The 14,456-nt window shown below is 42.3% G+C and carries 13 protein-coding genes; 6 read left to right on the top strand and 7 right to left on the bottom strand.

Annotated elements, in window-relative coordinates; genetic code table 11:
- Positions 1 to 44 precede the first annotated feature (44 nt).
- Both R7E42_RS05595 and R7E42_RS05600 read left to right on the top strand, forming a co-directional pair.
- A complete protein-coding gene (locus R7E42_RS05595; RefSeq protein ID WP_318072419.1) occupies positions 45 to 974 on the top strand; it encodes a LysR family transcriptional regulator in 930 nt (309 codons plus the stop codon).
- Between the two features lie 194 nt (positions 975 to 1,168).
- Entirely contained in the window at positions 1,169 to 1,780 is a 612-nt protein-coding gene (locus R7E42_RS05600; RefSeq protein ID WP_318072420.1) for a hypothetical protein, read from the top strand.
- Between the two features lie 425 nt (positions 1,781 to 2,205).
- Here R7E42_RS05600 and R7E42_RS05605 read toward each other — a convergent pair whose 3' ends face one another.
- Positions 2,206 to 3,105 carry a LysR family transcriptional regulator gene (locus R7E42_RS05605; protein ID WP_005388203.1) on the bottom strand — a complete coding sequence of 300 codons (900 nt, stop codon included), beginning with the start codon at positions 3,103 to 3,105 and terminating at the stop codon, positions 2,206 to 2,208.
- Positions 3,106 to 3,217: 112 nt separating this feature from the next.
- Between R7E42_RS05605 and eamB the strand changes: the two genes are divergently transcribed.
- The 3 genes from eamB to queC all read left to right on the top strand — a co-directional run bounded on the left by eamB (position 3,218) and on the right by queC (position 5,173).
- Positions 3,218 to 3,802, top strand: coding sequence for a cysteine/O-acetylserine transporter (eamB, locus tag R7E42_RS05610; RefSeq protein WP_005388201.1), 585 nt, complete (start codon positions 3,218 to 3,220; stop codon positions 3,800 to 3,802).
- A 308-nt stretch (positions 3,803 to 4,110) separates the two neighbouring features.
- On the top strand, positions 4,111 to 4,449 hold the full coding sequence (locus R7E42_RS05615; protein WP_005388200.1) for a helix-turn-helix domain-containing protein: 339 nt from the start codon (positions 4,111 to 4,113) through the stop codon (positions 4,447 to 4,449).
- 67 nt (positions 4,450 to 4,516) lie between these two features.
- Positions 4,517 to 5,173, top strand: coding sequence for a 7-cyano-7-deazaguanine synthase QueC (queC, locus tag R7E42_RS05620; protein ID WP_005377298.1), 657 nt, complete (start codon positions 4,517 to 4,519; stop codon positions 5,171 to 5,173).
- A 267-nt stretch (positions 5,174 to 5,440) separates the two neighbouring features.
- Here the strand turns inward: queC and queE are convergent, their stop codons facing one another.
- On the bottom strand, positions 5,441 to 6,091 hold the full coding sequence (queE, locus tag R7E42_RS05625; RefSeq protein ID WP_005377296.1) for a 7-carboxy-7-deazaguanine synthase QueE: 651 nt from the start codon (positions 6,089 to 6,091) through the stop codon (positions 5,441 to 5,443).
- A gap of 216 nt (positions 6,092 to 6,307) precedes the next feature.
- Between queE and R7E42_RS05630 the strand changes: the two genes are divergently transcribed.
- Entirely contained in the window at positions 6,308 to 7,117 is an 810-nt protein-coding gene (locus R7E42_RS05630; RefSeq protein WP_017821691.1) for a Cof-type HAD-IIB family hydrolase, read from the top strand.
- A 160-nt stretch (positions 7,118 to 7,277) separates the two neighbouring features.
- Here R7E42_RS05630 and R7E42_RS05635 read toward each other — a convergent pair whose 3' ends face one another.
- From R7E42_RS05635 to prpF, 5 genes are all read right to left on the bottom strand, one after another.
- Positions 7,278 to 8,723 carry a bifunctional NUDIX hydrolase/phosphatase PAP2 family protein gene (locus R7E42_RS05635; RefSeq protein WP_005388193.1) on the bottom strand — a complete coding sequence of 482 codons (1,446 nt, stop codon included), beginning with the start codon at positions 8,721 to 8,723 and terminating at the stop codon, positions 7,278 to 7,280.
- A 385-nt stretch (positions 8,724 to 9,108) separates the two neighbouring features.
- On the bottom strand, positions 9,109 to 10,440 hold the full coding sequence (locus R7E42_RS05640) for a trypsin-like serine protease (protein ID WP_031781180.1): 1,332 nt from the start codon (positions 10,438 to 10,440) through the stop codon (positions 9,109 to 9,111).
- Positions 10,441 to 10,631: 191 nt separating this feature from the next.
- Positions 10,632 to 11,111, bottom strand: coding sequence for a GNAT family N-acetyltransferase (locus R7E42_RS05645; RefSeq protein ID WP_005377290.1), 480 nt, complete (start codon positions 11,109 to 11,111; stop codon positions 10,632 to 10,634).
- Positions 11,112 to 11,300: 189 nt separating this feature from the next.
- The gene (locus tag R7E42_RS05650; protein WP_256896151.1) at positions 11,301 to 13,178 is read right to left on the bottom strand and encodes a propionyl-CoA synthetase; all 1,878 of its coding nucleotides are present in this window, start codon (positions 13,176 to 13,178) and stop codon (positions 11,301 to 11,303) included.
- 77 nt (positions 13,179 to 13,255) lie between these two features.
- Positions 13,256 to 14,452, bottom strand: a complete 1,197-nt coding sequence (gene prpF, locus R7E42_RS05655; protein WP_054575019.1) for a 2-methylaconitate cis-trans isomerase PrpF — start codon at positions 14,450 to 14,452, stop codon at positions 13,256 to 13,258.
- Positions 14,453 to 14,456 lie beyond the last annotated feature (4 nt).

Raw genomic sequence — 14,456 nt, forward strand, 5'->3', positions numbered from 1 at the left:
TATACATGAAACTAATACGCTAATATCTAACCTGGATAAACATTGTGGATTTAGCAAATAAACTACACCTGCTTTTAGAAGTCTCTAAAGCTGGATCTTTTGCAAAAGCAGCAGATGGGATGAATATCGACCGCTCTGTTTTATCTAAACACATCAAGCAGTTAGAAGAGCACTTAGGCGTTAGGCTATTAAACAGAACAACTCGCTCTCTTTCATTAACACAAGTCGGCAAGCAAATAGTTGAAAAAGCAGACCAAATATCTCAACTCCTTGATGATACTCAACAAATAGCGGAGAACTTTCAGACTGAGCCTTCAGGGAAAGTACGAATTTCAAGCTCAACATTATTTGGAAAACTCTATCTACAACCTTCGATAGAGAAGTTTTTACATAAGTACCCAAAAGCAAGTGTTGAACTAATGCTAGATGATCTTCATGTAGACGTGATTAGAAGTAATTTTGATATTGCTTTTCGAATCGGACCTATGAGGGATTCATCAATGGTAGCAAGAAAATTAGCAAAAAATATGACTGCAATCATTGCTTCTCGAAATTTAATTGAAAAACATGGTAACCCAGAAACGCCTGATGAGTTAGTTAAGCTACCTTTTATTATTTATTCAAATGGTAATTTTATTGTCGATAAGCTTAAATTCTACGACAAAGCAAACTCAGATGGTTTAGATACATACCCAATATCAGGGTCATACATGGTAAATGAAGCTGAGCTAATAATTGAAAGCGTAAAGTCAGGTCTGGGCGCAGCACTTATAGGTCAATTTATGCTCCCTAACAACCTAGAGTCTTCTAATTTAGTTCAACTTTTACCAGAATATGAAACTCAAGATTTTGGTGATATTTATGCCATGTACTCACACCGTCAGCAATCACCATTGGTTAGGGCATTCATTGATATCGTTCAAGAAGAAATTGGCATACCACCAATATGGGAAAAGCATTTCAATAAAAGCTAGGTGATTCTATTTAACCAAAATTAGCAGAAAATAAAAAATAAAATAAAATCAATAAATTAAACCAGGAATGTTTAATATTCATCGAAGTTTAATGTTAGGTGAATTAAGTTCCATTCTAAATGGCGCTTAATTCACTAAATATAAAAAATTCTTGATTTATAATACTAACAAATCCATCACCTATACGAGTTACGATGTATATTAAAGAAAAACACACCTCGGTCACTAGTTTGTTAGTATATAAAATATCTTATCTTATTTTTTTGGTTATTTATACGTTAGCAACGATTTATTTTAGCGTACAAATGGACAAAAGCACATCGGAGAACTCTCTTATAGAAATGACTCAAATAGCATTTGTGCTTTTTTCATCGTTAATGTGTTTGTATAAATCTAAGGAATATCTTGAACTCAAACACATATTAGTAATAATGTCTTCATTTTTTATGGTTATATTCGTTAGAGAAATGGACTACCACATAGAGCAGTATTTCCCTCACGGTTCATGGAAGTATCCTGCTTGGATTATAATATTCTCAGTCTGTTATTTTTGTTTTAATAATATAGTTAACATAAAAAATGAGGTAAAACTTTTCATTTCTCATTCTAGCTTCACGACATTAACAATTGGATTTTTCATTGTTTTCTTATTCTCACGCTTTGGAGGGTATGGTGATTTTTGGGTCGAGTTCATGGGGAACTCATACAATAGAGATGTGAAAAACTTGGTTGAAGAAAGCTTAGAGTTACTAGGTTACGCGATACTTTTAAACGGTGTTTTACTTATTAAAGTAGAAAATCACTAAGTATAAATAAGAGTTCAGAGCTTGTAGTTCAAGCTTTGAACTTTTTGGTTAAAAAAAAGCAGCAAATTATATTTGCTGCAAATGATGAAAAAAACAATATGCGTAAGTTAACTTCCTAGCAATGGATGCGTTAACGAGTTAATAATAACGAACCGTAACAATTAAGTCTCGTTGAAAATAATCCATAAAGAATGGCATTTATTACACTGTTAATTATGTAACCTTATCTAATCTAGTTATCACACGCCGTCGTTTTGATATCTTATCTCTTTCCGTCAATAAATAGCTCTTCACATCAGATCCCATTTATCATCCCACAACAGTCGGATTCACAACAAAGCAAAAAAATCAATAAATTAGAAGTGGTCACTTAAAAAATAAAAAGGAGTAAAAACGAAACTATGTCAGATAGAACATATTAAAGATCACCGACTCTGAGTAGAAAACCGTTCATACTCGTTACGCATACAATCAATAAAGACTTCCATCGCCGGCGTCACACACTTCCCAGCATGATAAGCGCAGAGTGGCTTGATCATCTGTGAAAATTCGGTGAACTCAAGCTCTTGTAAACTGCCCTCTTGCAACTCTTTTTCAACCGTAAAACGAGGTAAGTAAGAGATACCAATATTACTCTCAACGCAATTTTTGATCGTATTAATACTGCTAAGTTCGATCATGTTGTCGATGCTAATATCACGCTCTTGAATAATGCTCTCAAACATCTGTCGAAAAAGGCACTTAGGGCCATTGCTTATAAACCCTAAATCAATATGTTGCTCTCTCTTCTTTAAATCTAGCCCTTTTAAAAGCGGTGAAGCAACCAATACCAGTGGCTCCTGCTCAAACTCGTGGACCTTGAGCGTATCGTCATTACCGACTCGATAAAACACACCTAAATCAGCTTTATCCGCTATCAACTCATCTCGAATCTGATAGCAATTTTGTGATTGCAGAGAGAGTCGGACATTGGGCGCTCTGATCCTGAACTCTTTTAAAACATTAGCCATCTTATAAGCAAGTTGAGTCTCAGCAATCAGCACTTTCAATTCACCGGTCGGCTCCGAGTTTTCTTGCTGTGCTGTTCCCTCAATATTTTCCATCACTCGCGCCAGTTCATAGACGTAAGGCAGTATCTTTTCTCCTGCTTGAGTCAAAACCATCTTACGCCCTATTTTTTCGAACAGCTGCAGAGACAGATCTTGTTCCAACTGCTTGATTTGAAAGGTGACGGTTGATTGCGTGCAATAAAGCTTCTGTGACGCTTTTAGAAACGATCCTTCTTCAACAATAGCTTTAAAAGTAAGAAAGCGTTTTAGATTCATGACTAGACTCCACAACCAACAGTTCAATAAATTAAAAGTCTAAGTTTTAATTTATTCAATTTTTTAATCAATTGTAGCGAAGTATAGTGCAGTAAAAACAGGAGAGATAGAGATGACCGCCATCTACACCGCATTTTTTACTTACGTAATCATTACTTCAATTACACCAGGGCCAAACAACATTTTATCGCTCAGCATCGCGACGCAATATGGACTAAAACGCTCAACAAAAGTGATTTCGGGGATGTTTTGTGGCTATGTTGTTTTGATGCTACTTTGTGGCGCTTTCACGTATAACATGATCAGCCTCTTGCCCGTGATTACACCTTGGCTAACATGGATTGGAGCAGCTTATATTGTTTGGTTGGCTTGGGGGCTTGCTACGAGTGAGATCAAAACTTCATCGGATAATTCTAAAGGTATCAGTTTCTTAACAGGTTTCGGTTTGCAGTTCGTTAATGTGAAAATCATTCTTTATGGAATTACCTCTATTTCTACGTTCGTACTGCCCCACACTCAGAATATCTACTGGATCTTAGCGACTAGCCTCATTCTTGCTTTGATCGCACTTCTTAGCAACGTAGTTTGGGCCGTTGCAGGAAAGCTACTTCAATCGCAATTCCAGAGATATGGCAAAGTCATCAATATGAGCTTAGCAGCAGCTCTGATCTATTGTGCGACACAGTTATTTACTTAAGTATATAGTTGATCATCAAGAACAATATTGCTCTTCAACTTAGACGACTACGTTTATGTGAAGAGCAAATTCTGCTCTACAAATCGCTGCGGTTTCTCGTGCCCTTACTCGCTCCTCCCACTCCTTCATACGGCAGTTTTTGAAGAAGTAGATTCAACGTCACTTAATCAACCTAAAGATACGAAATCTTGTTTAGCTATACATACACGGCCTTGGCGACCTCGGTAATAACTAAGTATTACTTAGTATACACAAATCAGAAAAACTAAGATAATCTTAGTCATCCAAGTCCTTCGTATGAACTTTAAGTGTTGTTTAATAACCCACTCCCAGCCCGCCTTAAGCATGCGCGTAAACAAGCGAATCTGTCCCAAAAAGCACTGGGCATCCGTATCGGCATGGATGATAGTTCTGCAAGTGCAAGGATGAATCAATACGAAAGGGAGCGCCATACTCCCGACGTAAAAACGCTCAAACTTATCGCAGATGAGCTAAACGTGCCTCTAAACTATTTTTTTTGTGAAGATGAAATCACCGCTGAACTTGCTGTGAATCTCCACAAGCTGTCAAATGATGACAAGCAAAGAGTGCTTGAGAGCACAGCCCAGCTGATTGCGGACGCAATCGCCACGAAGTCGAGTACGTAATTGGGATTAAACGCCTAAGAATACGTATCAATACCAAAGAATCAAAGAGCATAACTAAGGGTTCAACATGGCTACAACAAAAGCACTTGTGGTTTTTTCCGGTGGGCAGGACTCTACGACCTGCTTAATCGATGCATTAAATACATATGATGAGGTTCATGCTATAACGTTTGATTATGGCCAGCGTCATTCAGATGAAATAGATATCGCTATCGAATTAGGTAAGCAACTTAACATCAAAAGCCACAAAGTCCTGGATGTAAAATCAATTAATGAGTTAGCGATAAGCTCGCTGACAAGAGACAACATTCCGGTATCTAATGACTTAAGCGACGCTAACGTACCCAATACATTCGTTCCAGGGAGAAACATCCTCTTTCTTACTTACGCATGTATCCATGCTTACCAGCTTGGTATTCAAGACATCATTACGGGAGTTTGCGAAACAGACTTTAGTGGTTACCCTGACTGCCGAGACAACTTTATTCGCTCTCTAAATCTCTCTTGCAATTTAGGTATGGATAAAGCCTTCAATATTAAGACTCCTTTAATGTGGCTTACTAAAGCAGAGACTTGGGCTCTAGCTGATAAGCACAATATGTTGGAGTTTGTCCAAAACAATACGTTAACATGTTACAACGGAATCGTTGGTAAAGGCTGTGGTGAATGCCCAGCGTGCCTACTGCGACAAAGCGGCTTAGAAGAATACTTAGCGAGCAAATAGTCTTTGTTAGCGGTAATAGCGGTGGGATGAAACCTTTTGCGTTAGCTTTTAAACGCTTTATCTCAGCGTGAAACTCCAGCCAACAGAGCTTCATTTTGATGCCGCCAGATTGGTGGCATCAATTAAATGCGAAACGATTGTCGAACCAAAGATAGCACCACACCACAGCAGTCAACACTTCTTAGCTTTTACAACGCTATAAACTGTTTAGATATATCGGCAATGTTTCGATAGCAAAGCTACCTCGAATGATGACGAGTCTCTCGTCTAAGCAATACTCAAATATTTATGAGTTTGAACAGACAAACGCCAATTGCGGGCAATGCACGTATCAATACACAATTGCGTAGCACGAGGCTTCTGGCTAATTGGTTGTAGTGCAATGATAGTCTCAGCCGCTACGTTCGCATTTGCTAAAAGATCATCAAGGTGGTCGATGTCTTTCTGGGTACCGACTGGATGCTTAATCTCATTTGCCCGCTCTAACGCGCTATTAAGCACTGGTAATTTACCTTTCATTGCTACTTTTGGTGACACTGTCACCCACGTATTTTCTGAAGTAATCACTTCTGATGTGCCACTGGTTTCAATTTGGCATTGGCACCCCATATCTTCAAACGCCTTTGTTAAAGGGCGCAGATCATAAATACAAGGCTCTCCACCAGTAATCACGATATGCTTAGCATTAAAGCCTTGCTGTTGATATTGCTCTACGATGTTCTCGGCAGATGCAACACACCACGTCGGAGAGTCTTCCGTTTTCACCAGAATATCGCCTATTTGACGTTGATCATTCTCATCTGCATACCACGTTTGTTTGGTATCGCACCATGAGCAACCAACCGGACACTCTTGAAGCCGAACAAAAACAGCAGGGACTCCAGTGAAAACCCCTTCCCCTTGGATGGTTTCAAACATCTCATTTAGCTTATACAACGCAGAACTCACTCAACTCATAACATTTCGAGGCGAAGACCATAATGGACACGCGTGTCTAGGTCAATTTAAACCAAAAATTAATTGTTAAAATAGACCATTTTGTAGTTTCATAGCGTAATGAATATAGGTTTCTGGTTAACGTTAAACCAAGCCTTATTCACTGACAGCTCCCAAAAAACTTTAAGGTAAGAAATGATGTATAAACTGATCGCACTAGATATGGATGGCACGCTACTCAATAGTGATAAAGCCATTTCTGAAGAAAACAAACAAGCGATCGCAAAAGCTCGAGAAGCAGGCGTTACTGTCGTTCTCGCTTCTGGTCGCCCATTAGAAGGAATGCAAGACAAGCTCGACGAACTGAATATCCATTCCGATCGAGATTTTGTTCTTTACTACAACGGTTCGATGGTCAAGAACGTAGGCACAAACGACATCATCCACCAGCAAATCATAGATGGTAAAGCTGCAAAATTGGTGGCGCGAAAAGCCGAAGAGCTAGGTGCGTACGTCCATGCTTTTAGTCAAGTTCATGGTTTAATCACCAACGAACACAACCCTTACACCGATATTGAAGCAAAGATAAATGGCTTAAATGTCACCGAGATGAACTTCGAATCACTAGAAGACGATCATCCAATCATCAAAGCTATGATGGTTGCAGAGCCAAGCAAACTAACAGAAGTTATAGCAGCACTGCCAGCTGAAATGCGCGAAGCGTTTACGGTTGTTCAAAGCGCTCCGTTTTTCCTTGAGTTTCTTAACCCTGCGAGCAACAAAGGTATTGGTGTTGCCGCAATTGCCGAGTATCTGGGAATTAAACCTGAAGAAGTTATCTGTATGGGTGACGCAGAAAATGACCACCACATGCTGAAATACGCTGGCCTTGGTATCGCGATGGCAAATGCAATGGAAGAAACCAAGCAAATCGCTGACTACATTACGGCAAGTAATGATGAGCACGGTGTCGCTAAAGCTATAGAAAAGTTCGTGCTCAATGCATAGCCCTTTCCGCCATGTCTGTTGCGTTAAGCTTCTTACGTTTAACACCCCTAGCCGTCCAAGATAGGCAAGCGGCGTTGTTCGTAGACTAAACGTGTAAAAGCCTTGCTGTAATGCAAGGCTTTGTTTTTACTCAAATACTAATAGATAACAAATACAGCCATCAATCTAGCAACGTTTTGCTCGGTTGGTTTTCACAAGTCAGCTTCCTTGCAAGCAGCATAAATAACAACATTAATAATGGATAATGTAACGTCGACAAGACTAATGACCACAAACCGCTAAACGATACGATATTAGCCGAGTACAAATAGAGTTGATCAACAAGCAACAATGCCAGCGTTACAAAGATCATCTGCCGAGTATCTAAATGTGCTTTCGACTCTTTAAATGTCATGACCAACGCTGATGCAGTGATTAAAATTGCTAGCCAGCGACCAAACACAGGTAATGGCCAGATGACAGAGATGACCGATGTTGCCGCAGTCATAATGAACCAGACGCCTTTTGAGCTTAGAACTTTATCAACGTTCACATCTTGATTTGTCTCCAGTCGAAGAACATGCCAAGCCACCAAGCTGCCTAACAGCGCGCCAAATAACATATCTAAAATAAAGGCACTGCCGAGGAAAAACTTACCTAACACCACAGTAAGAGTGATGAACACGAAGACTGCCGTTGTTCCATTCAAACCAAAATACTGGGTTCTATGAAACAAGAACGTCAGCACACAAAACCACACAGCGATAGGCAAGCTAGGAAAACTAAAGCCAAAGCTGTGCGTTAACTCCATCATTGGTATATAGACATGTGGGCGCGGTAGCGAAAAGCCTTGTTGAGCGACAAGCACCATAAGCGACGTTGCACTAATTGCGAAAAAGAGTCGGTACACAAACCGGCTACCAAAGCGCATCATGGCTAAAGGAAATAGAAAGAGTAGTACCGTCGGTTCTGTCAGATCTATAACGAGTTTCGAGATCTGACTAGCTACCTCGTAACTCGTTTCTGACAACGCCCCTACCCAACTCTGTAAATCTATCAGCCACGCCAATTCAACCTGACGAAATGAAGGCGCGGATTCGATCAACTGAGTCACATAAGATACTGATTGCTTGGTAGCTTGATCAAAAAACTGAGTGGCTTGTGGCCATTGCTCAGGATAACGATATAAAGATGATGGTAATTCAGATGGGCTAAGCAACATCGCTGACGCAACTTCTACTCCATAATGAGGGGCAAACCAAATAGGCAGTTCATTTCCACCTAAAGAATTATTCATAGAAAAAGCGATAATGTCAGAGTCTGATATACAGTCGTAAAAAACCGCAGTGTCCGTTCTGCCAAGCTCCTCTCCAACCGTAACCACTATACCGGTTTCTTCCCACGTTTCTCGTTGAGCAGCAACTTGTGGAGACTCACCATCAATGATGGTTCCGCCAGGTAGAGAAATCTTATCCGTTAATACTTCATGAACTAGCACTAACTTGTCATCAGCGCGAACAATACAGAGCGCTCCTTTAACTTCGCTCGCAGTGGCTTTAGCCGTAGAGATCGGTGAAACAGGTAACAAAATAAAACAAAGGATGAGTAATAACAGCTGTCTCAACACAAAATATGACCTTAAATAAACATAATGATAACCAATGAATCATGGCAGTTAATCTTATCTTTTTCGACAAAAATTAAGTAACGAGTTATGCCAAACTGAGTTGATCGCGTAAAACCCGATCTCAACGCTCACTGGAGAATAATTTAATGCAAACCTGACAAAGATCAGACAAAACATAAAATGTTGATCGCAATTCTGCCAGTTATATAAAGATAACGTCAGGACAAAGTCATACACATTTTGTGGGTTCTCATAGTTGACACAATAAAAAAGGGCTTATTATTTGCAAACAATAAACCCCAGTTATAATAACTATGTACTGATCGTTGAAACCAAGAATGAATCTTATCTCATGGTCAACGAATCAAATTCACTGGCCCGATCGTTAGTTAGACTTGCAATTCGCATCGCCTACTTTTTGCCAAACACCCCAAGGCCCTGAGTCTGCTGGATTATCACCTTGAGTCCACCACTGCGCTTGCCAAACTTTACCATTCCAAGTAACCGTATCTCCTTTGAGATACACTAAGCTGGCTTGCCATACAGTTGTACAGCTATCTGTGGGAGGCGTTGTCACCGTTTTCGCTTGAGCGGATACTAACGCTTGGTATTGTGTGCTGGTCTTATCAACGTTGAAGTTCAAAGCCACTCTTGCTTCTCCGCTCTGAGTAGCACCAAATTCAACATCAACACGACAACTTGCATTCATTGCTAACGTCGCCTGAGAGCACTGATCATTGGCAATAACAGCTGCATCAGTAACACCCGAAGCAAACGCGCGAACATTTTCCACAGTGAACGTGGTGCTCCCTGAATTCTGGATAACAAAGCTATGTTGCTGTAACTCCCCAACATTAAATGATGCCAGTGTCTGTTCGGTGGTGTATCCAACAGAAACATTCTCTTTTGGTGGTGTTGCTGTTCCGATAACACCATCGACAAAATTGCGCATAGCAGCGATATCGCTATAAACCCCATACATACCAGGACGAGCACAACCTATTCCCCAACTGACCACACCAAGTTGAGTAATTACACCACTGCGATTAATGACGATTGGACCACCACTATCTCCCTGACAAGAATCTATCCCACCTTGAGGAATACCCGCACAGAATGACACTTCTCCAACCGTTGTGTAGTTGCCACCGGCTTGACGGCAAGTCATATCCGACACAAGTGGGACGTCAACCTCTTGCAATCGAGACGGAGAGCTTCCTCCTTCAGAAGTTCGCCCTAAGCCAGCAACACTAAGCCAATCTCCGATGCTCGCGTATTGCGTTAGACTGCCATTCGCAATCTCAACTGAAGAAACACCTTGAGGCACAGAGTCGAGCTTCAATACCGCGAGGTCATGAGAAAGCGTCGCGCGGCGATATGCCGGGTGCATATGGATCTCACTGACGTTTGCACGAACACCGTCACTACCGTTATAAACAACGCCACCGATTTTAACCGCTATCTGATTCGGAGAATCACCCTCAACACAATGCGCAGCAGTCAGGACGTAACCATTCCCGATATAACTGGCCCCACAATATGATCGGTTACCATAACGACTAACAATTTGGGTGTAGAATTTCCAGTCACGTGGGTCGGCAGTTACTCCGCCTACGATCTGGGGTTGGATAGTATGATTTTGCGTCTGTGACAAATCATCAGCACTTGCGAACATTGGCAAAACGGCTAAAGCAAGTAACGATTTTGTTAGTTTCAAAATATTGTCCTCTTGTTTTTGTAAGCACGATCCTCGTGCTACTAATAAACAAGCAGACAAAAACGCCGATACCAATGTGGGTGCATATCAATTTGTTAACATTGCGAGCAACTTATAGAGAAAAGTCTATTGACGAACTGAATGATTTCAATTCGATAGAACCTAAATCACAATATTAAAGTTAAATACGATTATTCGTTCAGCGGTTTTCTTAAATAGTGGATATGATGTGCAAATCCTTGTTTTTCATACAAAGATATTGCGCCCTGGTTAAAATGCCATACTTCAACAAACATCTGTTTTGCACCGTAATCAGAGAACGTTGACTCAATTTTATTAATCAAAGCCTGCGCCGTACCTTGTTTTCGATATTCAGGCAGCACATAGAGCTCATCCACACTTCCCATCATAACTGGCTGGCTGACGGTAGAAATAAGTTCACAGAAGTGACCAGAAATAAAGCCAATAATTTCATCTCCTTGTTTTGCTACGTAAACAAGGCACTCAGGGTCGTCAATATATCGAGCAATGCTTTTTTCTTGTTCTATCTCCTCTGCCGTTTTGAAAAGCTCAGGAGATTGAAGATGATGCTCATCATGAAGCTCGAACATAAGATCGTTGAGCAACTCTAGGTCGCTAAAACACGCAGGTTTAATCGCAAACGTGGTCATACAAAGGGTCACTAAAAATGGAATGGCTGTAGTTTGTGAGGAAAACGTCGTATTGGCAAGTCACAAATGCTTTCACGATACGTTTGTACTGTTTGAACAACAAAAAGGCCCCTGTACTTAATAAACGTACAGAGGCAGAACCAACCTACAGAGTTCGAGGATCAGGGGTTAGTTAGAATTGAGTTTTTATCAGCGTCGTAGCACTCGCTCAATTTCGTTCAAGCTACTTGGGTCATCAATCGTTGACGGAACGGTGTATTTTTCACCATCAGCTATTTGACGTATAGTTCGACGCAAAATTTTACCTGAACGTGTTTTCGGTAAACGGTCTACAACCAACGCATGCTTGAAGCAAGCAACTGCACCTATCTCACTACGCACTTTGCCCACAAGCTCACCTTCAAGGTCTAGCTCATCCACTTTGACGCCGTCTTTTAGTACCACAAAGCCAAGTGGAAGCTGACCTTTTAGATCATCGTGGATACCAACCACCGCACATTCTGCAATCGCTGGGTGGCCTCCTACTATTTCTTCCATTTCACCTGTCGACAATCGGTGTCCCGCGACATTAATCACGTCATCAATACGTCCCATAATAAACAGGTAACCGTCTTCATCCAGATAGCCACCATCACCTGACACGTAGTAGCCTGGGAATTGGCTAAGATAACCAGTTTCAAAACGGTCATGATTACGCCAAACCGTTGGCAGACAGCTTGGTGGTAGCGGACGTTTTAATGCGACAAAGCCTTGTTGGTTAGGCTCGACAGCCTCTCCAAGTTCATTCAGAATCTCGACCTGATAACCCGGAATGGGCTTCGTCGAAGAACCAGCTTTAACTGGCATCATTTCGACACCTGTCGGGTTGCCCGCGATGGCCCAGCCCGTCTCGGTTTGCCACCAATGGTCAATAACGGGCTTGTCCGCTTTGCTCTGAACCCACTCCAGTGTCGGAGGGTCAAGGCGTTCTCCCGCCATAAAGATGGTTTTCAGATTCGACAAGTCGTACTGTTTTAAGTGCTCGCCTTCCGGGTCCTCTTTCTTAATCGCACGAAACGCCGTTGGTGCAGAGAACAACGCATCTACTTTGTATTCATCACACACTCGCCAAAATGCGCCAGGATCCGGTGTTCGAACAGGCTTGCCTTCGAATAGGATGGTAGTGCAACCGTGAATCAGTGGAGCGTAAACAATGTAAGAGTGCCCTACTACCCAGCCCACATCAGATGCCGCCCAAAAGACGCCATCTTGAGGAATGTTATAGATTGCGCTCATGGAGTACTTCATCGCGACAGCATGACCACCGTTATCACGCACAACGCCTTTCGGCTTACCTGTCGTACCCGATGTATAAAGTATGTAGAGCGGCTCGGTTGCTAACACCGGAACACAACCATGTGGCAGCGCTTGGTTGTACTCTCGCTGCCAATCTAAGTCTCTTTCTTGGTTTAGCTCAGCGTCGCACTCTGGACGTTGGAAAACAAACACTTTCTCAGGCTTCCAACGGCTGTCCATAATGGCTTTGTCTACCATTGGTTTGTATGGAATGATTTTGTTGATCTCAATCCCGCACGACGCCGTCATGATCACTTTCGGCTCTGCATCTTCAATTCGTACAGCAAGCTCATTAGGAGCAAAACCGCCGAATACTACGGAATGAATCGCCCCCAAACGCGCGCAGGCAAGCATCGCCATTGCGGCTTCTGGGATCATCGGCATATAAATAACGACTCGGTCGCCTTTTTCAACACCTTGAGCAGACAGCATGCCAGCAATTTTTGCTACTTGGTCACGTAGGTCGCTATAGGTGTACGTGGCTTTACGACCTGTCACTGGCGAGTCATAAATGAGTGCAGTATTATCACCGCGTCCTTGCTCGCAATGGTAATCTAATGCTAACCAGCACGTATTCATTACACCATCTGGAAACCAACGCTCTATGCCGTTTTCATCAGATTTCAAGATAGTTTTAGGAGATTCGAACCAATCGATATTCTCCGCTTGAGCGCGCCAAAAACTCTCCGGTTCATTCTTCGCCCATAAGTATTCTTTTTCGTATGAAGACATATTGCTTCCTCCAGTATGTCCTGACATTGCTCTCGTTCTACTCAAAGATCGCTCTTTTAATCCAAAGATCGTCTCTTTTAATCGAAGACATAGAAGGGTACACGCACAAATCCCTCCATCAGTATTCTCGCACTTCGGCTCATAATGGCTTTTTGCACCACCCAGCCCTGCTCAGTTTGTTTCGCTTGTGCCCCAACTTTTAACGTTCCTGACGGGTGACCAAAAGTCACGGACTCTTTTTCACCGCCACCAGCGGCTAAATTCACTAACGTTCCGGGCACACACGCAGCAGAAGCGATAGCAACGGCTGCTGTTCCCATCATTGCATGATGTAGCTTGCCCATCGACAGCGCGCGAACGAGCACATCAATATCCGACTCATTAACGGCTTTACCACTTGAAGACAGGTAACTTTTCGGTTTAGAAACAAACGCTATTTTCGGCGTATGTTGGCGTGTTTGAGCTTCTTCTAAATCAGAAATCAGGCCCATTTTTAACGCGCCATATGCGCGGATGGATTCGAACATCGCTAATGCTGTGTCATCGTTGTTGACATCGTCTTGCAGCTCGGTGCCCTGATATCCTATCGATTCAGCATCAATAAAAATGGTTGGTATGCCCGCGTTAATAAAGGTCGCGTTGAACGTACCCACATCCGGCACCACTAAATCATCGACTAAGTTGCCTGTTGGGAACATGCTGCCTTCGCCATCAGAAGGGTCAACGAAATCGACTTGAATCTCAGCGGCTGGAAACGTCACGCCATCAAGCTCAAACTCTCCGGTTTCTTGGACGAAACCATTGACGATTGGCACGTGAATCAAGATGGTTTTGCTGATGTTCACCTGCCAAACACGCACCGTCACAATGCCATTTTCTGGAATGCGGTCTTGTGGGATCAAACCAGCATGAATGGCGAAAGGACCGACAGCGGCAGACAAGTTGCCGCAGTTACCGCTCCAATCGACGAATGGTTTGTCGATCGACACTTGGCCAAATAAGTAGTCAACATCGTGATCGGCTCTGCTGCTGCGCGAAACAATCACTGTTTTACTGGTGCTTGACGTCGCGCCCCCCATACCATCAATTTGCTTCGCGTACGGATCAGGGCTGCCAATAACACGTAACAACAGTTTGTCACGTGCGGCTCCAGCCACTTGCGCTTCTTGAGGCAAATCCTCTAGGTTGAAAAAGACACCTTTACTCGTGCCGCCACGCATGTACGTCGCGGGCACTTTTATTTGGCTTGTTTGATTCGGAGTATTATTTGACATACGC

Origin of the sequence: Vibrio sp. Vb1337, from assembly GCF_033338715.1 — a bacterium.
GTDB lineage: Bacteria > Pseudomonadota > Gammaproteobacteria > Enterobacterales > Vibrionaceae > Vibrio > Vibrio alginolyticus.

What these genes read in the sequence shown, in the direction of transcription:
- prpF (WP_054575019.1), bottom strand. Translation starts at nt 14,452, where the DNA reads ATGTCAAATAATACTCCGAATCAAACAAGCCAAATAAAAGTGCCCGCG.
- queC (WP_005377298.1), top strand. Translation starts at nt 4,517, where the DNA reads ATGGCTACAACAAAAGCACTTGTGGTTTTTTCCGGTGGGCAGGACTCT.
- R7E42_RS05630 (WP_017821691.1), top strand. Translation starts at nt 6,308, where the DNA reads ATGTATAAACTGATCGCACTAGATATGGATGGCACGCTACTCAATAGT.
- R7E42_RS05650 (WP_256896151.1), bottom strand. Translation starts at nt 13,178, where the DNA reads ATGTCTTCATACGAAAAAGAATACTTATGGGCGAAGAATGAACCGGAG.
- R7E42_RS05600 (WP_318072420.1), top strand. Translation starts at nt 1,169, where the DNA reads ATGTATATTAAAGAAAAACACACCTCGGTCACTAGTTTGTTAGTATAT.
- R7E42_RS05605 (WP_005388203.1), bottom strand. Translation starts at nt 3,105, where the DNA reads ATGAATCTAAAACGCTTTCTTACTTTTAAAGCTATTGTTGAAGAAGGA.
- queE (WP_005377296.1), bottom strand. Translation starts at nt 6,091, where the DNA reads ATGTTTGAAACCATCCAAGGGGAAGGGGTTTTCACTGGAGTCCCTGCT.
- eamB (WP_005388201.1), top strand. Translation starts at nt 3,218, where the DNA reads ATGACCGCCATCTACACCGCATTTTTTACTTACGTAATCATTACTTCA.
- R7E42_RS05645 (WP_005377290.1), bottom strand. Translation starts at nt 11,111, where the DNA reads ATGACCACGTTTGCGATTAAACCTGCGTGTTTTAGCGACCTAGAGTTG.